This is a genomic window from Fluviicola sp. (assembly GCF_039596395.1).
Lineage (GTDB): Bacteria > Bacteroidota > Bacteroidia > Flavobacteriales_D > Crocinitomicaceae > Fluviicola.
Genome location: NZ_JBCNJT010000002.1, coordinates 371,704 through 395,915 on the forward strand (window position 1 = coordinate 371,704; position 24,212 = coordinate 395,915).

Sequence of the window (24,212 nt, forward strand, 5' to 3'; positions counted from 1 at the left end):
CAAAGGACAACAAAAACATATCTTTGTACTGCATGAAATCGATATTAGCATTCCATAAATACACTTTTTCGTATAAAGCTCCGGCTATATTGACGATCTTTTACAACTTGCTCTTTGTGATATTCAACCTGCTTTCCATGGTGTTGTTTATCCCGTTTTTGCAGCTCATTTTTAAATCTGATGAGGCCGCAGACCTGAAGAAACCGGTTTACGACGGAGGCTTTGCTGACTTTTTTATTTATTGCAAGGACCTTTTCAATTATACCATGCAGGAAATGGTCAAAGAAGATCCCAAACAAGCGCTTTTCTTCGTCTGTATTTCCGTATTGACAGCTTTTTTCCTGAAAAACCTCACGCGTTACGGAGCAATCTGGTATCAATCGCAGTTGCGTATGGCGGTAGTGCGTGATATCAAAGACCAGATTTTTGCCAAAGCGATGAAATTGCCGCTTTCCTTCTATACAGAAGAACGAAAAGGAGATTTGATGTCGCGCATGAATAGTGATGTGGGTGAGATCGAAATTGCAGTGGTTGCCATTTTGGAATTGATTTACAGGGAACCGTTTGCCATTATTACAGCGGTGGGTACTTTATTGTACATCAGCCCGAAACTGACTTTAATTTCCTTTATTCTGCTTCCGATTTCCGCTTTCGTTATTTCCCGCATCGGGAAAAGTTTGAAACGTACAGCCAAGCAAGGCCAGGAACAAAACGGGATTGTTTTTTCGACCATCGAAGAAGCGTTGGGTGGAATCAAAGTGATTAAAGCATTCAACGCCATTCCATTTATGATGGAGCGTTTCCGTAAGATCAATTTAAGACATCAGCAGTTAATTACCCGCACTTTCCGCAAGAAAGACCTTTCGCCGCCTTTGAATGAATTTTTAGGTGCTGCGGTTATGATTTGCCTGGTTTGGTTCGGCGGAATCATGATCCTGGATAAAGATGCAAACAGTCTCACAGGTGCCCAGTTCATTACCTTTATCATCGTCTTTTCCCAATTGCTGCGCCCCATCCAGGGAATTGCAACTGCGGTAGGAAACCTCAATAAGGCAGAAGCTTCCCGCGACCGGATCAACGCAATCCTCGATACGGATGAAAATATTTATGAAACCGAACATCCGAAAAAACTGGATGGCCTGAAAAACGACATCAGACTCGAATCTGTTAGTTTCAAATACAAGGACGAGTGGGTTTTGAAGAATATCAATTTTGACCTGAAACGCGGAAAAACCATTGCTTTGGTCGGTGAATCCGGTAGTGGTAAATCAACGATTGCAGACCTGCTTCCACGTTTTTACGACGTGAATGAAGGAGCAATTTACATCGATGATATCAATATCAAAGAATACGGATTGGAAGATCTGCACAAAAACATCGGGATCGTTTCGCAGGAATCCATATTGTTCAACGACACCGTTCGGAATAACATTGCTTTCGGAAGAGAAGACGTATCGATGGAATTGATTGTGAAAGCAGCCAAAATTGCCCACGCCGACAGTTTTATCGAACAACTTGAAAACGGTTACGACACCATTATCGGGGAGCGCGGAAACAAGCTTTCCGGAGGACAGAAACAGCGATTAAGCATTGCCCGGGCGGTTTTGAAAGATCCTTCCATCCTGATCCTGGATGAAGCAACTTCTGCATTGGACACTGAAAGCGAACGCATCGTACAAGGAGCTTTGGACGAATTAATGAAGGACCGCACCTCCTTGATTATCGCTCACAGAATGAGCACGATTATCAATGCCGACGAAATTTTGGTATTGTCAAAAGGCCAGATTATTGAGCGCGGAAAACACCAGGATTTAATTGCTTTGGGCGGAACTTATGCAAACCTGTGCGGGCTTCAGGGAATCTTCCAGTAATTTATGATTTTTTTTGACTGATAAATCACTGATTCCTACCGTTTAATCACTATATTTCCATTTTGGTTCGCTTTTTGCAATTCAGAAACAACTATTCCATTTACGGAACGTTATTTACGTATGAAGCTAATTTGTCTGATAGCACTTCTTTTTCCGCTTTCCCTGATGGGCCAATTGGTCACATCACCTCAAAGTGCTGCATCATTGGTTCAAAATACGCTTCTCGGACCCGGAGTTACCGTTTCAAATATTAATTATTCAGGAGCATCCGGGGCAATCGGAAAATTTACAGCAAACGGCACAAACCTGGGAATCAACTCAGGAATTGTCATTACAACCGGAACCATTGCAAATAACGGAAGCGGCCCTCAAGGACCTAATAATTCCTCCAATTCCGGAGTAGACAACAACTATCCGGGTTTTGGCGCCTTAAGCAATCAGGCAGGTGCAAGTACTTACAATGCGGCCATTTTGGAATTCGATTTCATTCCTTATTCCGATACCGTCCGTTTCAAGTACGTTTTCGGGTCGGAAGAATACCCGGAATACGTTTGTTCCCAATATAACGATGCCTTCGCATTTTTCATTTCCGGACCTGGAATTCCCGGCGGTACACAAAACATGGCAAAATTGCCGTCCGGGGCAACCGTTACGATCAACAATGTAAACGGTGGAAATCCCGGGGGAACAGGAAGCGGTATCAATGCCTGCGGAGCGAGTAATCCTGCTTACTTCGTCAATAACGGAAACGGAAGCCAAAGCCCTTATAACGGTTCTTCAGCATACATCCAATACGACGGTTTTACCAAAGTGCTCGAAGCAGTTTCGAAAGTACAGTGCGGGCAAACCTATCACCTCATCATTGCTATTGCAGATGCCGGTGACGGAATCTTTGATTCGGGAATTTTCCTGGAAGCAAACAGTTTAACTTCCAAAGCACCGATCGAGGTCGATTACACCATGTCGGCAGATCCTTTCAACGATGGGAAAACCATGGCGGAAGGATGTGTGAACACAACCGTAACGCTCACCAGAACAAAAAATTTATCCCAAACAGTAACTGTTCCGATCAATGTATCCGGTACAGCTACGGAAGGTGTCGATTACACCAATATTCCGAACACGGTGACTTTCAATCCGGGACAAACTACCGTGACTTTTAACTTCGCTGCTTTTGCCGACGGAGTTGCGGAAGGGTTTGAAACGATCATTCTCGATTTTCAGTTACTGGATGCCTGTGGGAATCTCAATCCGTTCATCATAAACCTGAGGATCGGCGATATTGAACCCGTCCAGGTCACGGTAAATTCCGTTGATAAACTTTGTCCGCAGGACGAAGCCGTTTTAACAGCCGTTCCAAGCGGCGGTTCAGGACCTTATACCATTGTCTGGACACCAAACGGTGAAACCACTGCGTCCATAACGGTGAATCCGCCGGCTACACAGAATTATACTGTTTCCGTTACGGATGCCTGTTTGCATGAAACGGCCACCGCTATTTCAACGGTAACTGTTCCTGTTTATCCTCCTATCGGTTTGATTACAACGCCGGATATTACCGAAATTTGTCCTTATGTGCCGAAAGAACTGACCGTGCAGGCCAGTGGCGGTGCAGGTAATTATACGTATTCCTGGTACCTGGCAAGCGGAACTGTTTTGGGAACAAACGATACCTTAGACGTTATTCCAAGCACTTCGACCATGTACTATGTGGAAGTGACCGATCAATGTGATGTTTCTGCACTTGACAGCGTTCTTTACACGATTACGAGTCCACCGCTATTACTTACGATGTCTCCGAATCAGGTGATTTGTCCGGGAGATACCGTTCCGATCAGTGTGAGCGCAACCGGTGGATATGGTCAGTATTTTTATGAATGGCTTCACAGCGGTGAAACAACTCCGCAGGTTTTTGTGAATCCGTACACTACGACTTCCTACACGGTTTCTGTTTCGGATGAATGCCAGACATTTACGGTTGAAGGAACAACCACCGTAACGGTGATCGAGCCTGACGCAGACTTTGTTATCTCCAGTCATACCTTGTTTGAGGATTTACCGATCACTTTCCAAAACCTGACGATCGGCGGAAATACCTACGAATGGGAATTTGGCGACGGACATACGTCAACCCTGGTACATCCCAATAATACATACGATGTTCCGGGAACTTATTACGTTACCCTTATTGCGACCAATTACCTCGGGTGCAAGGATACCATTACGAAACCGATTACGATCCAGGAAGAATACTGGATCTATGTTCCGAATACATTCACTCCGGACGGCAACCAGTTCAACAATACATTCAAAGCTTCTTTGATTAACATCAAAGAAATAGAAGTCACTATTTATGACCGCTGGGGACAACTCGTATTCGAATCGAACAGTATCCGCTGGGAATGGGACGGTACCTACAAAGATCTATTGGTTCCTGACGGAACATATACGTACAAGATCAAATACACTTCCCGCTCGGATATTTCCGGCGAGATTGTGGGTCACGTCAATGTATTAAAGTGATTTTGTTCTTCCTCCGTCAACAGGAATGTTGATCCCATTGATATAACTTGCCGCAGAAGATGCCAGGAATGCAACTGCAGCCGCAATTTCCTCCGGCTTGGCAATTCGTTTCATCGGAGATTCATCGGCCATTTCCTCAAAAATTGCATCTACGGTATCTCCGGTTTTAGCCGATTTATTGGAAGCAATTTCCTGAAGTCTTGTCGTGTTTGTAGCTCCCGGAAGTACATTATTTACCGTAATGTTGAATTGTCCCAGTTCATTTGCCAGGGTTTTGCTCCAGTTCCCGACTGCTCCGCGGATGGTGTTTGAAACTCCCAATCCCGGAAGAGGCTGCTTCACACTTGTAGAAATAATATTTACGATTCTTCCTCCCCCTGCTTGCTTCATTCCCGGAACAACAGCCTGTACAAGAATGTGATTGCAGATCAAATGCTGGTTGAAAGCAGCAAGGAATTCTGTAATATCCGCATCGATAATCGGCCCTGCTTTCGGTCCGCCAGTATTATTGATCAGAATATCAATGGTTTTACCTGTTGAAAGATAATCGGTGATTTTGTTTTTCAAATCGGAGGGATTTGTAAAGTCAACAGCCAGGTAATCATGAACTTGTCCGTCTTCCCGGCTCAGTTCTTCTTTCACACTTTTGAGTTTTTCCTCGTTACGGGCCAATAAAACAATACCGGCACCCATTTCCGCCAGTTTCAAAGCAACCGCTTTTCCAATACCCTGCGTGCTTCCAGCAACAAGAGCAACTTTACCATTCAAATCTTTCATCGGGGATAAAATTAATCATATCTGTCATTTGAGGGCATTTGACCCGGATTTTTGTTTTCGCACTAACTGTCAATTATTGTTATTAAAGTTAATTGCGATTACCATTTATTGACAAATCAACATATTTTTTGTTAAAAATCAAACTTGTTAATAAAAAACAAATGATCTGTTAATTATCGAATTGTTAAGTGAAACCTAATAAATATTCGTTCGGAAATACGAAACACAAGATCAAACGATTGATTGATCTGTATCATTCATTTACTGATTGTTAGTTGAAACTACAAAACACGTTTTTTGAGGCAACCTTTTAACATATTTTTGTAAAAACTGAAGATTATGAATAAAAAATTACTCTGGCTGGGGTTATTCTGCCTGTTTAGCTCATTTATATATGGGCAAACGGTGATTAACACCACCCACCCGAACAACAACGGAAACGGATCCGTTACGTTCAATGTTCAAAACACCAATGCATTTGATATCATTATTACAGGTATCCAATGTCATTTAGGGTCTACAGCAACCAATAACATTGAACTACTTTACAACACAAGTCCCTATGTAGACAATGCAGCTCCGTGGAGCTTCGGTACTGTAGGTGCAGGACAAAACGGCTGGATTTCTGCCGGAACAGGAGTTGTATCAAATTCCAACACAGCAAACGGGATTGTTCCGTGTTTGACTTCTTTGTCTTTAACCATCCCTGCAGGGGCTACTTATCAGCTTGGTTTGTCTGCAACAACCATGCAGTATTCCACTTTAACGAATGGAGCCGGAACCAACACCTTCAGCGGTGGCGGGGTTAACATTTTAACCGGTGACGGAATTTCCTGGGGAGGAACTGTTTACCCTTCCACACCGGCGAATTATCCGCGAGGTCTGATCGGAGGAATCACATTTATTCCTGCCGTTCCTTGTACATCACCACCAACGGCCGGTACGGTTTCCGCAGCAAACAACCCTATTTGCCCATCTGTTAACAATACCCTTTCTATCTTAGGTGGAACGGGAGGAACAGGACAAACTTACCAATGGCAAAGTTCTACAACGGGCGCTGCCGGTTCTTTCACCAATATTGCAGGTGCAACAAACAGCACTTACATTTCCAATCAAACGGTAGATACTTATTACCGTGTTTATATGACTTGTAGCGGAATGAGTGATACAAGCGCCGCATTCCTTGTAAATACCAGCAACTTTGTCAACTGTTACTGTAACAGCAATGCCACCAGTACAGGCGATGAAGAAATCCTGAATGTCAGCATCGGAACTTTGAACAACAGTTCTACCTGTTCTTCGACCGGTGGGACCGGATCCATTCAAAACCAATATTCCAATTATACTGCTTTGCCTGCACCTACGCTGGCAAGAACAGTTAGTTACGGATTGAATGTCGGGATTGGAACGTGTGGTGGTAACTACAGTAACATGACGAAAGTGTATATTGATTACAACCACAATGGATTGTTCAGCGATCCGGGAGAAGAAGTGTATGCCTCTCCAACTTATACAGTCGGACCTCACAACGAGATCGGAACGGTACTTGTTCCTGTAACGGCAACACTTGGTATTACACGTATGCGTGTGATCAACGTTGAAACTACTGTCATCAGCAACATCACTCCATGTGGAACTTACACCTGGGGAGAAACAGAAGATTACTTCGTAAACATTGCTCCGGCTCCGACATGTCCGCAACCTACAGGGTTGACAAACTTAGGCGCTACTTCTACAGATATCGAATTGGGATGGACTGCAGGCGGATCTGAAACTTCCTGGCAATTGCAATATGGCCCTCCGGGATTTGTTCTTGGAACGGGAGATTCAGTAGTTGCAACAACTAACCCTTTCACTTTAGGAAGTTTGACTCCAAACTCATTCTACCAGGTTTATGTGATGGCGGTTTGTTCTGCAACTGATTCATCTTACTATACCGGACCGATTACATTTAACACGTATAACCAAGGTATTTACATTGACTGGTCAACAGATTGTCCTGCAGGAGGATTTGTAGACATTTCTGCAACCGGTACAAATACAAATACAACTGATGATTCCGAATTCGGATTGACTCTTCCTTTTCCTGTGTTATACCAGGGAACACTTATTAATGACATCACAATCGGAAACAATGGTGGTGTAGTATTAGGAAATCAAACAGCGCAGGTTGGATATACTATGGCAGCCGGAAATGGTTTGTATCCATATGTTCAGGATATGAACACTCCATATGACGGGGTATATTTCCAAACACTTGGCGTTGCTCCAAACCGGAAATTCGTTGTTATGTGGTCAGATGTGGCTCATTTCTTCTCTTCACTTGGAACAGATGGAACTACGTTTGAATTAATCATTGACGAAGCAACAAATGAGATCTATTATGTATATGAAGATGTAAATCATGACAATGCTTCATACGATAATGGAGCAGACGCAGAAATCGGTGTTCGGGGAGCTCAAAACATTGATGTTTCCATGAATAACTCTGCTTATTTACAAGAAAACACGTGTGTTCACTTCTATTACACGGATTGTCCGAAACCTAAAAACGTTGTAACAACATACCTGGGTGCTGACGAGATCCAATTTGGCTGGACTCCGGGATTCTCTAACGAAACCAACTGGATTATCGAATACGGTCCGGCAGGATTTACTCCGGGAACAGGAACGATCCTGAACGAAACAAACAGTTTCTCCAGTATTTCTTCTTTAACTCAGTTGACAGATTACACCCTCTACATTTATGCGAACTGTGCGAACGGAGACACTTCCCTAGCATTGATCCATAATTTCACTACGTTGCCATATTGTTCGAACCCGGCATCTATCAACGGTGCTTCGGATCCTGATTCATTGGAGGTGACATGGTCATGGACTGCTTCAAGTCTGGCATACCCGGTAACCGGATTTAACATCCAGTACGGTATGACAGGTTTCCAATTAGGAAGCGGAACGATCTACCAGGCAAACGGAATCAATTATGCAGACACTATTTTTGATGCTTCATTGATGGGATCAGGTGTTTACCAGGTGTATGTTCAGGCGGAATGTGATAACGGCACAACAGTTGACACTTCCGGATGGATGGGACCGATTACCATCGTTATGCCGATCACAAATGACGATGTTTGCAGCCAGGAAGCTCTTCAATTAGGAGAAACCTACACATTCAACAATGTGGGTGCAGGTGTTTCCCTGAACGAAGCAAACATTGCTCCTCCTGCAACAGGTGCTCAAATGACCGACGGATGGGTGAATACAACTTTGAACGGAACATTATGGTACTCTTTTGTAGCACCGGCGTCCGGATCAGTGAGAATCAACTCTACTTCCGTTCCTTATAACGGACAGGCTGCTGTTTATACTGCAATCAACTGTGCTGACTTCAACACATTTGCGCTGGTAGCAGCAAATGACGACGAGATCGGCGGAACAAGTTTAGCTCCAAACTTCACGGTTTGCGGATTAACGCCGGGTAATACTTACTATGTGATGTATGATAAGTTCGATGGAACAACCGGTAATTTCGGGTTGATGGTTTCAGCAATCGTTCTTGAAGGCGGATCTGCGCTTCCTTTAACAAGTGTTTGTACAGGCGAATTGGTTGATTTGTTCACAACAATCACCGGTAACAATGCCGGAGGGGTTTGGTCGTCTTCCATTGCAGCTGTAAACGCAAGTATCCAGGATTCTACGTTCAACACAGCAGGACTTGCTTACCAGACATTTGACTTACAGTACCGTGTAACCGATGGTTGTGCGTACGATTCCATTGTTTCGCAAGTTCGCATCTATCCATTATCCAATGCAGGACAAGACGGTGTGATTACAGCTTGTAGAAATGAGCCTATCGATTTGTTAGCAGGATTGAACGGAAATACAGACTTAAACGGAGACTGGTATGATCCATCTGACGTTCTATTGCCGAACTCCCAGGTTATGACAGCAAACTTCCCTGGTCAGTATAACTACGATTATATTTCAGGAAACGGAGTTTGTCCGGACGATACGGCAAACGTTGTAGTAACTGTTACAAACTGTAACTGGTTATCTGTAGACGAAAACGCATTGGAGCAGGTAACTGTTTATCCAAACCCTTCTACAGGTGTTGTATTCATCGAATCGACATTTACAGGAAGCTTTAACCTGGTGGTTACTGACATCAACGGACGTACTATTCAATCCGGAACAAGCGTTGCTGCCGGAACGAATACAGTAAGCCTGAAAGAAGTTGAAAGAGGTACTTACTTCTTCAAACTTTCTACGGAGTCTGCTGAAAAAGTATTCCGCGTAGTAATTCAATAAGAAACATTCTTTTCGAAGTGATATCCGCAAAACGGATGCACGAAAGAATAAAAATCAGGAAACCCCGGCGATAAATGCCGGGGTTTCTTTTTACCCTTTCCTTAAAAAAGTAGGTCTTCTGTTTTGTAAACATCTTTTTTGTTTGATTAATCAATTATTGAAACAATTGTTGACACGAAAATTAACACAACAATTGTTAGATCAATAAAAAATTCCTGATCAGACAACACCTTCGGAAACCCAAATAAACAAAGGGATTTCATGCACTATTGCAATCTATCAACTAAAGGTTACATCCAACAAACCCAATCCATTATTCGAATAAAAAATAAAAGAAAAAAATGTTACTGAACCGTTAATTCTTTACATTTGCCTGAACGTAAATAAATTAATACTTTATGAAGAAAAAATTACTACTGGGTCTGGCAGGACTTTTAGTAGGAATTCAATCTGCTTTTGCGACGACCTGTCCATCAGCGATTGCACTTCCTGCGGCTCCTACCATGCCTTACACGGATCCTTCTGTGGTATGTGGTGGGTCGAATGACATCGACTTTGCTTCAAACTACGACAACGGATTGGAAGCGCTGTACACCTGGACGCCTGCGACCAACTACAGCAATGTTACTGTCTCCTATACAGGTCAATCCTGGGTAGGGATTTTTATTTATCAGGGTTGTCCTACCTCAGGTGGAACACTGGTAACAAGTCAAACTACCTCCGGTACATCTTTAACTACAGCTTCATTTAGCTTAACTGCTGGCGTACAATATTACATTATGTTCGACACCTGGCCATCACCGCCAAGTCCATGTGCAGGAAGCTTTACAATCAACGGTACGGTAGTTCCTCCTTGTACGGCTCCTCCAACAGCAGGAACTGTTTCAGCGGCGAGCAACCCGATCTGTCCTTCTGTTAACAACGTGTTATCAGTAACAGGAGCTTCTTCAGGTACCGGATTGACTTACCAATGGCAAAGCTCCACTACAGGAGCAGCTGGTTCTTTCGCGAACATCGCAGGAGCAACTTCAGCTAGCTACACAAGTAACCAAACGGTAAATACTTATTACCGTCGTTATGTAACTTGTTCAGGAATGACAGATACATCTGCAGCACTTCTTGTAACAACAAACTCCTTCATTAACTGTTACTGTACAAGTAATTCTACCAGTACAGCAGATGAGGAAATTCTGAATGTATCTATCGGAACGCTTTTGAATAACTCTTCTACGTGTTCTACAACAGGTGGTCCGGGATCAATCCAGAACCAGTATTCTAACTATGCGAACCTTCCTGCAACCAACTTAGTGCGTGGTGCAAGTTATCCTTTATCGGTACAAATCGGAACATGTGGTGGTAACTACAACAACACTACCCGTGTATACATCGATTTTAACCAAAACGGTTTGTTCACTGATCCGGGAGAAACAGTTCTTTCACCGGCATACGTAAACGGTCCTCACACAGAAACAGGAACGTTGGTAATTCCTGTCGGAGCTGTTTTGGGTCAAACAAGAATGCGTGTTGTAAACGTTGAAACTACAGGTACAGTTAACCCTTGTGGAACTTATACATGGGGTGAAACAGAAGACTACATCGTAAACATTATCTGTCCTACTTTAACAGGTACAGGAGCCGTTGACCAGGGTATTTGTTCCGGTACAGCTGCTACATTTACAGGTACACCTTCTTATTCAGGTGCAACTATCAGCTGGTGGGATGCTCCAACAGGAGGTACTCAATTAGGAACCGGTAACTCATTTACTACTCCTTCTTTGACATCTTCAACAACTTATTATGTTCAGGAAGACTACACAGGATGTCCTTCTTCTGCTCGTGCAGATATCGAAGCAATTGTAACAGCTGTTGCGGTAACACTTGTTCCTATCAACGTTACTTGTAACGGTTTGTCAAACGGAAGCTTTACACAAACTGCTGTTAGCTGTGGTGTTGCTCCGTTCCAGTACTCTACAGACCAGGTTAGCTGGGGTCCAATCCCAACAAACCTTGCTGCAGGTACTTATTTCTTCTATGTTCAGGATAACGTAGGTGGAGTGAGTGCACCAATCCAGGTGATCATTACTCAGCCATCTGCTCCAACAGCATTGAATGCATACAACGTTACATTCTTCAACGCAATGGCAACATGGACTCCTCAAGGAAACGAAACAACATGGAACGTTCAGTACGGACCTGCTGGATTCACACTTGGATCAAGTCCTTTCCCTACTATGACCGGAGTAACAAATGACACGGTTCAAATTACAGGATTGACTGAAGATACAGATTACCAATTCTATGTTCAAGCAGGATGTACTACATCTTCTGCATGGGCAGGACCATTCGCATTCTCAACAGATGTTCCTTTCTCAACATGGGATAGCCAGTGTGGACCTGGATTCACTCCAATCCAAACTACAGGAACGGCATTGAACCTTGCGGATGATGCTTCTACTCCGATTACAACTACTAACCCGGTTTCATTCCAGGGAGTAACTTCAAACACGGTTACAGTTAGCAACAACGGATGGATTCAATTCGGAGCGGTAACTCTAAACGCATGGAACGTTGACTTGGATGATGAAGAAGGAAACGTATACTGGCAGGAAACAACAATCGGTGGTGATAACTACCTGATCGTAGAATGGTTCAACAGACCTAAATTCTCTACAGTTTCCGGTCAAAACGTAACATTTGAAATCGCAATCAATCAAACTACAGGTGAGATTTTCTACTTGTATGATGATAAAGTATTCGGTGGTTCTCAAAGTGCTTATGACTACGCTGGTAACTTCGCAACAATCTCTGCTGTAGGACCAATGTCTACAACGACTATTTCTTACAATAGCCAGACATACTTACAAAACAATTCTTGTGTAAGATTCTACACTGCACTTTGTCCGAACGTTCAGAACATGGTAACACTTACTTATGCTGATGACGCTCAATTGAACTGGGATGCGGGTCCATACGGTGAAACAAACTGGACAATCGTATACGGATTGGACGGATTTGATCCAACAGTTGCCGGTCAGGAAATCGGAACATTGACAGTAAACAGCTCTGACGTAAACTTCGGTGGTACTTTAACACAGTTAACTTGCTACGATGCTTATATCTACTCTGAGTGTCAGGCTGACAGCTTAACTTCTGACGGATTCCTTGTAAACTTCTGTACAAAACCATTGTGTTCTGATATTACAGGATTGGCAGGAGCAACAGATGTTGACTCTCTTGAATTGACATGGAACTGGACAGCTTCAAGCATGGCTTACCCTGTAACAGGATTCAACATTCAATACGGAATGACAGGATTCACTCTTGGAAACGGATTCATTCAGGATGCAACAGGAATTAACTTTGCAGATACAGTTCAAAATACAGCTTTGATGGCATCCGGTGTTTACCAGGTGTATGTTCAGGCTGAGTGTGACAACGGAACAACAGTAGATACTTCTAACTGGGTAGGACCAATTACATTGGTAATGCCGGTTACAAACGATGTTGTTTGTTCTCAGGAAGTACTTGCATTGAACCAGACTTACACGTTTAACAATACAGGTGCAGGTGTTTCTCTAAACGAAGCAAACATTGCTCCTCCTTCAACAGGTGCTCAAACAACTACAGGATGGATTAACAATACATTGAACGGAACATTATGGTATACATTCGTAGCACCTCCTTCCGGTTCTGTAAGAGTTAACTCAACTGCAATTCCTTACAACGGACAGGCTGCTGTCTACAGTGCAACGAACTGTGCTGACTTCAACACATTCACGCTGGTTGCAGCAAACGATAACGAGATCGGTGGAACAAGTTTAGCTCCAAACTTCACAGTTTGTGGTTTGACTCCAGGAACTACTTATTACATCATGTACGACAAGTTTGATGCTACTACAGGTAACTTCAGCTTGAAAGTAACTGAGATCGTTCTTGAAGGTGGATCTGCTCTTCCTTTAACTGAGATCTGTTACGGTGCAAACGTAGATCTGTTCACAACAATTACAGGAAACAACACAGGAGGTACATGGTCTTCCAACGTTCCATCTGTAAATGCTAGTATTACAGGTTCTGATTTCGAATCAAACGGTTTGGCTTACACAACTTTCGACTTCGAATACCGCGTAGTTGACGGATGTGCTTACGATTCAATTATTTCTCAAGTGAAAGTTTATGCTCCATCTAACGCCGGACAAGACGGTGTGATTACAGCTTGTAGAAATGAGCCTATCGATTTGTTAGCAGGATTGAACGGAAATTCAGACCTGAACGGTGACTGGTATGATCCATCTGATGTGCTATTGTCAAGTTCTCAAATTTGGACAGCAAACTTCCCTGGTCAGTATAACTACGATTATATTTCAGGAAACGGAGTTTGTCCGGATGATACAGCAAACGTTGTGGTAACTGTTACAAACTGTAACTGGTTATCTGTAGACGAGAATGCATTGGAGGCAGTATCCCTTTATCCAAACCCTTCTACAGGTGTTGTATTCATTGAATCAACATTTACAGGAAACTTTGATTTAGTGGTTACTGACATCAACGGACGTACTATTCAATCCGGAACAAGCGTTGCTGCCGGAACGAATACAGTAAACTTAAAAGAAGTTGAAAGAGGTACTTACTTCTTCAAACTTTCTACAGAGTCTGCTGAAAAAGTATTCCGCGTAGTCATTCAATAAGATAAAGTATTAGCGCAGTAATGAAGCATTGCTTCTGAAAAGCGTTAATAAATTCATAAAAACCCCGAAGCGATGGAAACATCTGCTTCGGGGTTTTTTTATGCTCTTTGGTATTGCAAATCGGGCTTGCATTTGGTACTTTTGATAAAAACACAGGGATATGTTAATGCCATTTAATTTACATCAGTGGATCGAAGAAAACAGGGAGTTATTGAAACCACCTGTCGGGAATAAAAACCTTTACAAGGAAGCCGGCGATTTCATTGTCATGATCGTTGGAGGTCCGAATGCACGAAAAGATTACCACTTCAATGAGAGTGAAGAACTTTTCTACCAGATTGAAGGTGATATCACGGTTGGTATCCAGCACGAAGGCAAGGCCAAGGACATTGTGATTAAAGAAGGCGAAATGTTCCTGCTTCCCGCACGCATTCCTCATAACCCGCGTCGTGGCGAAAATACGGTTGGTTTGGTGATTGAGCGCGTTCGCAAGAACACGGACATGCAGGACGGTCTATTCTGGTTCTGCGAAAAATGCAACCACGAATTGAAACACTACCGTTTCAAACTGGATAATATCGAAAAGGATTTTCTGCCCCGCTTTAAGGAGTTTTACAATTCGGAAGAAATGAGAACCTGCTCGGTGTGCGGACATCAAATGGAGGCCGATCCAAAATTCATTTAAGCGGAATTGTTACTTTTACCAAAAAACGAATTTACCCAGAAAAACAACTCGTATGCACTTTTTTGTCGGAATCATCTTTCCTATTCTTATTTCAATCATCTCCGGCGGCGGAGTATTGCTAATGGCTTATTTGTTCCTAAAAAAAACGGGAGACCGTGAGATCAGGGCTGCGCAAATCGAATTAAAAAAAGAGCGCCAGAAACACTTCCTTCCGATGCGTGTGGAAGCTTATCAGCGTGCTGCACTTTTAATGGAGCGTATCCATCCCGGAAGTTTGGTTATGCGCCTTCACAACCCCGGACTTCCTGCCCGTAAACTTCAAACGGATTTGTTACAGGCTATCCGTGAAGAATACGATCACAATGTGTCACAGCAAATGTTCGTTTCCCCGCAGGCATGGGACATGGTCCGAAATTCCAAGGAAGAAACAATCAAGATCATCAATTTAGCTGGTCAGCAGATGGATGCAACGGCTCTTTCAACAGACATGGCAGCAAAAATATTTGAAATCGTAGCAGAAGTAGGAAAACTTCCTACAGAGATTACGGTTGAATTTCTGCGAAAAGAATTACAGGAATTATTTTAATCGTTTAAAAGGTGGCTTCGACTTCGCTCAGTCACCCTTTTAAGATCATTCGCTAAACCGAAGAACACTGAGTGTAGCCGAAGTGTGAACTTTTGAAACTTACATCAATCATTTCAACACGATACGGACTTCATCGCCTACTTCGATGACATCTCCTGCAACCAGTTTCGCACGTTTCCGCGTTTCCAATTCACCGTTCCGGTACACTTCTTCGTCTTCAACGATCATTTTTGCATGACCACCGGTTTGAGCGATCCCCGTAGCCTTCAGTAAGCCCAGTAACTCTATAAATTCCCCGTTAATGGTAAATTCGATCTTTTCCATGGGATAAAGTTAACCCTTTCTTTTCTGTAGCGCAGCATTTTCATTAAACACCGTCAAAAAACAGGTTTCTACCGCAAGAGTTCCGGCTGGAAAAGAAGCTTTTCTATTTTTGATTTAGTAATCGACGTTTTTTCTATAGAGCCTATAAATTTCTTCGGCAGCTTCAAAGGCGGAAATAGTTCCGTTCTCCACTTCCAAGCCTTTTGCTCCGATATAGGCTCTTGTTTTTTCCTGCGCCCACAATCCTTGCATCAGCAGATCTTTTAAGGTTTCGTGCATCCAGTTCAGATCCTGGTGTTTGCGCTTGGAATCAAAGCTTCCGTTCAGTTTGGTATGCCGTTCAAACCGTTCGATCATTTCCCAAACCTCATCAATATTCGTATTTTCCAATGAACTGCAGGTCTTCACTTCCGGGATCCAGCCATTGGAAGCCGGTGGGAATAAATGAATGGCATTCTTCAATTCCCGGGAAGCCAGTTTCGCTTTATTTACATTGTCACCATCCGACTTTGTAACAGCCAAACCATCGGCCATTTCCATAATTCCTCGTTTGATTCCCTGGAGTTCATCGCCGGCACCGGCCAAAAGAAGCAGGAGGAAAAAATCGACCATGGAATGGACCATAATCTCCGATTGTCCCACTCCGACCGTTTCGATCAGCAGCACGTCAAATCCGGCGGCTTCGCAAAGAATAATTGTTTCACGGGTTTTGCGCGCAACGCCACCCAACGTATTTCCTGCAGCAGAGGGCCGGATAAACACCCGCGGATTTTGGGACAAGGTTTCCATACGGGTCTTATCGCCCAAAATACTTCCGCCCGTTCGTTCGCTGCTCGGATCAATAGCCAAAACAGCCACTTTTTTGCGGGTCTTTAAAATGGTATGCCCGAATTTCTCAATGAAAGAGCTTTTTCCTACTCCGGGAACCCCGGTGATCCCGATACGCAATGAATTTCCCGAGAACGGCAGGCACAAACGGATCAATTCCTTAGCCGTTTCCAAATCCGCTTCGCGTGTACTTTCGAGCAAGGTAATCGCCCCGCTCAGAGCAGTTGCATCTCCCTGGCGAATCGCCTCAAACAGCTTTTCTGCCGTCCGGTCTTCGCGCATTTTCTTCCGGGAAGAGAACCATTCTTCAAGACGTTTTTCGTTCATCGTTTACTTTACTCCAAAAGGAAATACCAAAATATCTTTTATACTGTCGAAAATCCAGGTTTTCCCGTCGCGGGAAACCAAAATAATCCGGATCGGTTCGTCCTGGCGCATTTCCGATTCTGCAAGAACCTGCCGGCACGAACCACACGGAGAAACACATTCGTCTGCCGCAATCAGATCTCCGTCAGCGACCACCACAATGGTCTTTATGGTTGTGCCGGGATAATTCGCTCCTGCATAGAAAAGCGCAACCCGTTCCGCACACAAACCACTCGGATAAGCAATGTTTTCCTGGTTATTCCCCTTCACAATCGTTCCGTCGGCCAGTAAAACCGCCGCTCCGACCTTGAAATCGCTGTAAGGAGCATAGGCGCTTTCTGCTGCCTCGTGCGCCTTTTCAATCAAAAGTTGCTCGGAGTCAGGAAGTTCTTTCCAATGGTCCAGCCATTCGTAATGGATCGTCAGTTGCTTTTTCATGTGAATCTATAGTCTAACAAATATAACGATTAGTTGCACTGGGATTTTTGTACAGACTTGAAAATGTCTATCTTTGTGCCCTCAATTCTGCAAAAAAATGCAACAGTTTAAGAAAGTCGCTTTTTATACCCTTGGATGCAAACTGAATTTTTCAGAGACATCTACTATTTCCAGGCTTTTTGAAAACGCAGGTTTTGCAAAGGTTGACTTCGAGGAAACGCCTGATATTTTGGTTATTAACACTTGTTCGGTTACTGAAAATGCCGACAAAAAATGCAAGCAACTTGTCAGACGTGCCAAAAAGATCAACCCGGAAGTTTATGTGGCAATTATCGGGTGTTATGCACAATTAAAACCGACTGAAATTGCACAAATTCCGGGAGTTTCTCTGGTTTTGGGTGCGAATGAGAAATTCAATATCGTTGAGCATTTGGAACAGAATGAGAAGGAGAAACAGCATGAGGAGTTACAGCAAGCTACTGTGAAGTTTGAAAATATCAAGCAAACAACCAGCTTTATTCCTTCACATTCCATGGGCGACCGTACCCGGTCTTTCTTAAAAGTACAGGATGGCTGCGATTATTTCTGTACGTTCTGTACCATTCCATTGGCACGCGGGAAAAGCAGGAATGCAAGCATTGCAGAAACGGTTTCCGAAGCACAAAAAATTGCAGATACAAAAATCAAAGAAGTGGTGCTTACCGGTGTCAATATCGGTGATTTCGGACAAGGAGCAGACGAGAATTTCTTCGAATTGGTGAAAGCACTTGACGAGGTAAACGGAATAGACCGTTACCGCATTTCTTCGATCGAACCGAACTTATTGAGCGATGAAATCATTCAATTTACATTGGAAGATTCCAAACGTTTCGTTCCGCATTTCCACATTCCGCTTCAATCGGGAAGTAACCGTTTGTTGAAAGCAATGCGCCGGAAATACCTGCGTGAATTGTACGTGGAACGCGTTCAGCATATCAAAAAACTGCGTCCCGACTGCGCCATCGGTGTGGACGTTATTGTAGGATTTCCGGGAGAAACGGACGAAGAATTTATGGAAACCGTTGATTTCCTGAAAGATCTGGACGTTTCGTATTTACACGTATTTACCTATTCCGAGCGCGCAAATACAACGGCTGTAAAATTGGGAGATCCTGTTCCGAACCAGGTCAGAGCGCAGCGAAGCAAACAGCTTCACATTCTTTCCGACAAGAAAAAACGGGCGTTTTACGAATCTCAGGTAGGTTCCAGAAGAACCGTTTTATTCGAAGCGGAAGAGGACGAAGGGATCATGTATGGTTTCACGGAAAATTATGTGAAGGTAAAAACGCTTTTCAACCCGGATCTGGTAAACCAAATGCAAACGGTACAACTTACGGAAATAGACCGCGATGGTGTTCTGAAATGTGAATTCATCTAAAATGAACCGCACCGTTCAAATAACCTACTACCTCGGCCTTCTTTTCGCATTCAGTTATGTTCTTATTCGCGGGTTCAGTGTGGGCTTGACACACGACGAAGCTTTGACCTATAAAATCATCCAGGGAGATGAACTGTTGAAAGCAACGGCCAATCACCATTGGCTGAATACGCATTTGAGCGCTTTAAGCTCTCACTTATTCGGCGCAAAGGAATTTGCCCTGCGCCTTCCGAACATGCTTTCTTTTGCTGTTTTCTGGTTCTTTCTATTCCGTATTTCAAAGACGTTTCTGAATACTTCAGCCACTCAGATAGCTTTGCTATTCCTGCTTTGCGGAAATCCGTTTATATTGGATTTTTTCTCCCTGTGCCGCGGTTACGGATTATCGGTCGCTTTTGTCACCGCTTCCCTGTTCTACCTTTTCCGGGTTGCAGCGTTGAAAACGGAATCCAAAGCGGTTCATGCTTATCTGGCAACTGCTTTTTCAATCCTGGCATTGAGTGCCAACCTGAATACGCTCAACTATTTTTTAATTGCCCAGGCGTTGATTTTATTCGGTCTCATTGCCTGCAAACCGAAACAATACCTGCTTACTTCCGCTTTAGTGATTGTTTTATGCATCCTTCCACTTTACTTTTCCCTGAACCAGTTGTTCTTCCTGAAAGCTCATAATGAGTTGTATTTCGGTACCGGAAATCTGAACACGAGTATCGATAGTCTTATCGCTTCCGGTTTTTATGCAATCAATGGATTTGAAAACCTGAATCTTTTAAGATACCTATTCTACGTTTTACTGTTACTGGCAGGTTTTTTAGCTATCCGGAAAAAGGCACTTTTCACTCCTGGCACTTTTGCAGTACTCCTTACAACAGGTCTTTTTTGTGCGCTTGTTGCTGAAAACATCCTGTTCGAAGCGCTTTACCCGATCAATCGCTCTTTATTGTATCTCTACCCCGTTTTTCTGCTTACTTTCCTTTTGAATATTGAACCCTTGAGATTAAAAGCGTTCCGGATATTAATTATAGGGTGTTCTGCTTCGTTCATTGGAGTAAATATTCCTTTTTACAACTTCAAAAAAACGATGACCTGGGCTGAGGATCAGGACTTAAAAGAGGCAACACTTCTGATTAAGCAAGATATTAGTGATAATTCTGTTCACATCGCAGAGTGCAACTGGCTATACGAACCTGTTGTCAATTATTATCGCCTGGAATACAAGGTTCCTATACAAGAGGTATTTAGGGACGGTGAAAAATTTCGCTCGGAATACGTGTTATGCAAGACTATCAGAATTGAAGTCAGAGAATATCAAATCCTATTGGATCGTTCCCGGCAGAGCGGTCTGATTCTTTACAAGCGAAAACTTAACGCAGCAAACTAACGTGCCCGACTATCTGGTGTCTTTCAGCATTCAGGATTTCACTGTATTCGATTTTCCAGGTATAAACACCATCCGGAGAAGGCAAACCGGCATAGGTTCCGTCCCACATTTGGGATAAAGCATCGCCGGAGTAAATGAGTTCTCCCCATCTGTTATAGATATCCAATTGAAAATCCTTGATATTGACACCAAGTGCGAAAAACGTTTCATTCGTTCCGTTGTTGTTCGGTGTGAAGGTATTCGGCACATAAATTATTGCATCGTAAAAAATGTGCACCACGTCGGACGCAGAACAGCCATTGATATCGTAAATTGTCACCGTAAAAGTCATGGCTTTATTCGGCATCGTAACCGGGTTCTGACAAACATTGCAGGAAAGGTATTCCGCCGGGCTCCAAACGTAACTGACTGCCGTATTCGAAATCGCATTCAGCTGGACTTCTTCCCCGAAAACAGCATACACATCCGGGTTTGTTTGAACGAATGGAGAAGGAAATAAATTCACCCGCACAAAAGCCGTATCCGTGCAGCCGTATTCGTCTGTTCCAACCACCGTATACGTAGTAGACACTCCCGGTTTCACCAAAACAAGCGACCCGTCTGGCTGCAGAACTCCATATGGATTCGGTGACCAGCTGTAAGAAACTCCTCCCGAAGCATGAACAGGCGCCGTTTCTCCCGGGCAGATCGTAGTATCATTTCCTGCGAGAATGTTCGCAACATTGATGTGAATAAAAATACTGTCCCGGACCGTTCCGCAGGCATTGGAAAAATCGCAGTAATAATATTGATCCGACTGAGCACTGATTGTAACCTGCGGCCCTGTAACCGGGGTAATATCCGTCTGCGGCGACCAGTTATATGAAGTCGCTCCTGAAACCGTAACCGATCCGGAAGACCCCGTACAATACACCAGTGAATCCGGCATTACAGGCTGCGGCATCGTGGTATCCACATGAATATGAACCGTTCCGGTCAGCTGACAGCCATCAGAAGTAGTACCCGTTACTGTGTAAGTAATCGATTGCAAAGGTGTAGAAACAGGAGTTAAACTCGACGGATTATCCAGGTAAGTTCCCGGACTCCAGGTAACCTGGTTTACTCCCGAGACAAATAAATTGACAGAATTTCCCACACAAATTGCGGTATCATTGGACATATCGAGAGCTCCGTTCAGCACATTTATTTGCGCATATACCGTATCCACCCCACAACTATCCGAAATGATACAGTAAACCGCAAGATTCTGCCCGGTTGTCACCATCGGGTTAAAAATGTTCGGATTGTTAAAGTTTTGAGCAGGTTCCCAATGATAAACCGTTCCTCCGTAAGCTTCCATTTGCACCGGTACATTTGCACAGGTCTGCGACGTAGGATTCACGATTCCCCCGTTAAAATCCCCGATATTTACTACAAACTGAACCGTATCCGGTGTGTAGCATAAAGTAGTATCACGAACGATCAGTGTAACGGTATATTGGCCCGGCCCGCTATAAACATGCGATGGATTCACTTGCGAGGAAGTTTGTCCGTCACCGAAATCCCATTCGAATTCGTTCCCGTTTGCACTGTTGTTGTTGAAAATAACCGGGTCCGGCAAACACACCAAAGGATCCGGCGCGGCAACAACCGCTTCGATACTGCTTAATTCAAATTTGAAGGCTGCGAGGTTACAGTTCAGACTCTGGTTAGTGGTTGACCAGGCTTCCGGAGTTGTGGAAAAACCATTGGGTGCACCGCCACAAGCCCCGCAAACAGCATGGTAAATATTCCCGTTCTTATCAAAACGGCTGGTACCGCCGTCTACGTGGTTATAGGAACTATTTGTTCCACCGATAAAAGTTGCATAATTCAATGCCGTTGCATCTTCCTCCAAAACGGCCAGCCAGAAATTATTTCCATTGGTATTCGGCTGGAAAGCGTCCGGAGTAACCGGAAGTCCGTTGGAACTACTGTGAATAGCGCCCGGAGAGTTATTGACGTTGACATTTCCTCCCCAGCCTGCCAGGTAAATCTCGCCGCAATTCGACACCAGGAAAGCAGTCGGTGAAATTTCAATATGCCCGGAGCCGGAACCGATGGATGTAGTCCATAATAAGCCGGTCAGATCGGGGGAAAACTTCGCAACAAACTGCCCCGAATTTCCCACTCCGTATTTGCCCGGTGAAATGGCCATCGAACCTTCTGTTTGCGCATAGATATACACATTGTCATCCAGGTCCAACTGGACAAAAAAGGCCTGGTCGTATTCGTTCGTTCCAATGTATGTTCCGGACAAAACTGCACCGGAAGTTCCGGATAGACGCATTACATAAGCGTCTGCAATACCAGCATTGTAGGTCAGATCATTTCCGGAAGTAAATGGCATATTGGAGGAAGTTGTTCCTCCGGCCACAAATACTTCTCCGGTACTGGAGATCTGGATCCCGTTGCCGGAATCGTGGCCTGAACCGCCCACATAAGTCGACCAAATGAGGGAAGTCAACCCGGAATTCATTTTGATGACAACCGCATCCTGTGCACCGTTTAAAGTACCCTGGAAGGCATTTGCCAAAGGAAAATTAGTCGATGAAGTAGAACTGGTTACATATACTTGTCCGGAATTGACAACGATTTCTCCCCGGAAAGGATCTCCGTAGTTGAAATACAAACTTCCGGAATTGATACCGTCCGTTCCCGTTCCTCCCAGGTAGGTAGAACCTACCAAGTTTGAACCTGCCGCGTCGAAGTGGCATACGTAAATATCCGCACCCTGGAACCCCAATTCGTTGGTAGCGACAGTTGGCCCGCCATTAAAGCTTTGATCGATACATCCGGTGATCGTCGGGAAATTCGTAGAACTCGTTACGCCAAGTACGTATAAGTCACCCTGTTCATCAGTTACCAAACTGTGCACGGACTCATTTCCAGAACCACCCAGGTAAGTGGAATAAACCAAATTTGTTCCGGTTGCATTGAATTTCGAAATAGCCACATCAAAGCCCGGCAAGGTTCCTGTTCCGAACTGATAAGAATTCCCGCCGTTGAAACTCAGGTCAAAAGACCCGGTAATTGTCGGATAAGACCCCGTACCGGCAAACACAATTCCACCCGCATACAAGTTTCCATCCTGGTCAGGAGTTGCCGTCATTCCCCAGTTATCCAGGGTCGACCCGGTGAAAGAAGAAAACACGATATCCGGATCAATGATCAGCGTATCTGTTTCCGGAAATCCCTTTGGGAATTCATAAGTAACCAGATTATTCTCCAGTTTAAACGCCACGGGCACCTTGGTTTTTCTTCCGTTGTGAATGCTCCAGGCAACAGGTTCTTTTTCAATAATTTCACCGAAATCGGTCCGGGTCACCAAATCTCCTTCGCGCAAAAACACGTTCTCGCTTCCGGAAATCTTCGTTGCAATCTTTTTGACATCCGCTCCGGGAGCCAGTACAAAAGAGTATTTCAGAAAATCCGACCGGCCTTCAACGACCAGGTCAATTCCTTCGTAAACCTCATCGTAGGTAACTTTTTCCGTACTGAAAACTTTGGATCTCCATTTGCTTTGATCGCTTCCCTGGTAATAGTTGCGGTAAGAACGGCTCGGTTTTCCTTTTGTCTTTGCACCTTTCCAGGTAGTATTCAGAAATTCGGACCGGAGTATCTGGCAATGGATTTTTTTATCTTCAACCGACCCTTTTTCTTCGTGGTTGTGATCCATCGCATCGTGCAGGAAATAAGCAAAACCCGTTTCATTGATGAGCACGGATCCCTGGCGCATGTCGACCCTGAAATGGATCTTCGGATCCCACTGTCCTTCGTTGGGATGTAACAACACTTTGTCAGTTTGCCCGAAAGCAACTGAAAACAAGCACATTACCCCAATCAGAACGCGAAAAAACATCAAACGAATTTACAAATACTATTCAAAATAAAAAAGCACAAAAAGTGTTATTTATTCTGCGGTATTTATAAGACTATGAATTCAATAAAAAGTTGTTTTTTGGTCGAATATTTCTAGCCTGAATCGATTTAGATTGCGTACCT

The 24,212-nt window shown here is 43.9% G+C and carries 13 protein-coding genes; 8 read left to right on the top strand and 5 right to left on the bottom strand.

All coding sequences use genetic code 11. The features are described from left to right. The first annotated feature begins 32 nt into the window (after positions 1–32). Positions 33–1,871, top strand: a complete 1,839-nt coding sequence (locus ABDW02_RS10680) for an ABC transporter ATP-binding protein (RefSeq protein WP_343634543.1) — start codon at positions 33–35, stop codon at positions 1,869–1,871. Positions 1,872–1,991: 120 nt separating this feature from the next. Then, on the top strand, positions 1,992–4,394 hold the full coding sequence (locus tag ABDW02_RS10685; protein WP_343634544.1) for a choice-of-anchor L domain-containing protein: 2,403 nt from the start codon (positions 1,992–1,994) through the stop codon (positions 4,392–4,394). Here the strand turns inward: ABDW02_RS10685 and ABDW02_RS10690 are convergent. Then, positions 4,386–5,171 (bottom strand): SDR family oxidoreductase, encoded by a 786-nt coding sequence (locus ABDW02_RS10690; protein ID WP_343634545.1) that lies wholly within the window; start codon positions 5,169–5,171, stop codon positions 4,386–4,388. The two genes, ABDW02_RS10685 and ABDW02_RS10690, sit on opposite strands and share 9 nt — an antisense overlap. Before the next feature lie 339 nt (positions 5,172–5,510). On the opposite strand from ABDW02_RS10690, the gene ABDW02_RS10695 reads away from it, so the two are divergent. The 4 genes from ABDW02_RS10695 to ABDW02_RS10710 all read left to right on the top strand — a co-directional run bounded on the left by ABDW02_RS10695 (position 5,511) and on the right by ABDW02_RS10710 (position 15,435). Beyond that, entirely contained in the window at positions 5,511–9,479 is a 3,969-nt protein-coding gene (locus ABDW02_RS10695; protein ID WP_343634546.1) for a GEVED domain-containing protein, read from the top strand. 398 nt (positions 9,480–9,877) lie between these two features. Next, entirely contained in the window at positions 9,878–14,164 is a 4,287-nt protein-coding gene (locus ABDW02_RS10700) for a GEVED domain-containing protein (protein WP_343634547.1), read from the top strand. Positions 14,165–14,324: 160 nt separating this feature from the next. Beyond that, positions 14,325–14,849 carry a 3-hydroxyanthranilate 3,4-dioxygenase gene (locus ABDW02_RS10705; protein ID WP_343634548.1) on the top strand — a complete coding sequence of 175 codons (525 nt, stop codon included), beginning with the start codon at positions 14,325–14,327 and terminating at the stop codon, positions 14,847–14,849. Between the two features lie 52 nt (positions 14,850–14,901). Next, positions 14,902–15,435, top strand: a complete 534-nt coding sequence (locus tag ABDW02_RS10710) for a hypothetical protein (RefSeq protein WP_343634549.1) — start codon at positions 14,902–14,904, stop codon at positions 15,433–15,435. A 108-nt stretch (positions 15,436–15,543) separates the two neighbouring features. On the opposite strand, the gene ABDW02_RS10715 is transcribed toward ABDW02_RS10710, so the two are convergent. The 3 genes from ABDW02_RS10715 to ABDW02_RS10725 all read right to left on the bottom strand — a co-directional run bounded on the left by ABDW02_RS10715 (position 15,544) and on the right by ABDW02_RS10725 (position 17,391). Then, on the bottom strand, positions 15,544–15,759 hold the full coding sequence (locus ABDW02_RS10715; protein ID WP_343634550.1) for an RNA-binding S4 domain-containing protein: 216 nt from the start codon (positions 15,757–15,759) through the stop codon (positions 15,544–15,546). A gap of 114 nt (positions 15,760–15,873) precedes the next feature. Further along, positions 15,874–16,914 (bottom strand): methylmalonyl Co-A mutase-associated GTPase MeaB, encoded by a 1,041-nt coding sequence (gene meaB / locus ABDW02_RS10720; RefSeq protein WP_343634551.1) that lies wholly within the window; start codon positions 16,912–16,914, stop codon positions 15,874–15,876. A gap of 3 nt (positions 16,915–16,917) precedes the next feature. Further along, on the bottom strand, positions 16,918–17,391 hold the full coding sequence (locus ABDW02_RS10725) for a cytidine deaminase (RefSeq protein WP_343634552.1): 474 nt from the start codon (positions 17,389–17,391) through the stop codon (positions 16,918–16,920). A 97-nt stretch (positions 17,392–17,488) separates the two neighbouring features. Here ABDW02_RS10725 and mtaB point away from each other — a divergent pair, with 97 nt between their 5' ends. Both mtaB and ABDW02_RS10735 read left to right on the top strand, forming a co-directional pair. After that, entirely contained in the window at positions 17,489–18,808 is a 1,320-nt protein-coding gene (gene mtaB, locus ABDW02_RS10730) for a tRNA (N(6)-L-threonylcarbamoyladenosine(37)-C(2))-methylthiotransferase MtaB (protein ID WP_343634553.1), read from the top strand. Position 18,809: 1 nt separating this feature from the next. Beyond that, positions 18,810–20,189: a hypothetical protein gene (locus tag ABDW02_RS10735; RefSeq protein ID WP_343634554.1), complete on the top strand. Its 1,380-nt coding sequence runs from the start codon at positions 18,810–18,812 to the stop codon at positions 20,187–20,189. Here ABDW02_RS10735 and ABDW02_RS10740 read toward each other — a convergent pair. Then, a complete protein-coding gene (locus tag ABDW02_RS10740; protein WP_343634555.1) occupies positions 20,173–24,069 on the bottom strand; it encodes a PKD domain-containing protein in 3,897 nt (1,298 codons plus the stop codon). The genes ABDW02_RS10735 and ABDW02_RS10740 overlap by 17 nt on opposite strands. Positions 24,070–24,212: the final 143 nt, after the last annotated feature.

Excerpts from the sequence above, each read along its gene's own strand:
- ABDW02_RS10680 (WP_343634543.1), top strand. The coding sequence starts at position 33 with ATGAAATCGATATTAGCATTCCATAAATACACTTTTTCGTATAAAGCT.
- ABDW02_RS10685 (WP_343634544.1), top strand. The coding sequence starts at position 1,992 with ATGAAGCTAATTTGTCTGATAGCACTTCTTTTTCCGCTTTCCCTGATG.
- ABDW02_RS10690 (WP_343634545.1), bottom strand. The coding sequence starts at position 5,171 with ATGAAAGATTTGAATGGTAAAGTTGCTCTTGTTGCTGGAAGCACGCAG.
- ABDW02_RS10695 (WP_343634546.1), top strand. The coding sequence starts at position 5,511 with ATGAATAAAAAATTACTCTGGCTGGGGTTATTCTGCCTGTTTAGCTCA.
- ABDW02_RS10700 (WP_343634547.1), top strand. The coding sequence starts at position 9,878 with ATGAAGAAAAAATTACTACTGGGTCTGGCAGGACTTTTAGTAGGAATT.
- ABDW02_RS10705 (WP_343634548.1), top strand. The coding sequence starts at position 14,325 with ATGTTAATGCCATTTAATTTACATCAGTGGATCGAAGAAAACAGGGAG.
- ABDW02_RS10710 (WP_343634549.1), top strand. The coding sequence starts at position 14,902 with ATGCACTTTTTTGTCGGAATCATCTTTCCTATTCTTATTTCAATCATC.
- ABDW02_RS10715 (WP_343634550.1), bottom strand. The coding sequence starts at position 15,759 with ATGGAAAAGATCGAATTTACCATTAACGGGGAATTTATAGAGTTACTG.
- meaB (WP_343634551.1), bottom strand. The coding sequence starts at position 16,914 with ATGAACGAAAAACGTCTTGAAGAATGGTTCTCTTCCCGGAAGAAAATG.
- ABDW02_RS10725 (WP_343634552.1), bottom strand. The coding sequence starts at position 17,391 with ATGAAAAAGCAACTGACGATCCATTACGAATGGCTGGACCATTGGAAA.
- mtaB (WP_343634553.1), top strand. The coding sequence starts at position 17,489 with ATGCAACAGTTTAAGAAAGTCGCTTTTTATACCCTTGGATGCAAACTG.
- ABDW02_RS10735 (WP_343634554.1), top strand. The coding sequence starts at position 18,810 with ATGAACCGCACCGTTCAAATAACCTACTACCTCGGCCTTCTTTTCGCA.
- ABDW02_RS10740 (WP_343634555.1), bottom strand. The coding sequence starts at position 24,069 with ATGTTTTTTCGCGTTCTGATTGGGGTAATGTGCTTGTTTTCAGTTGCT.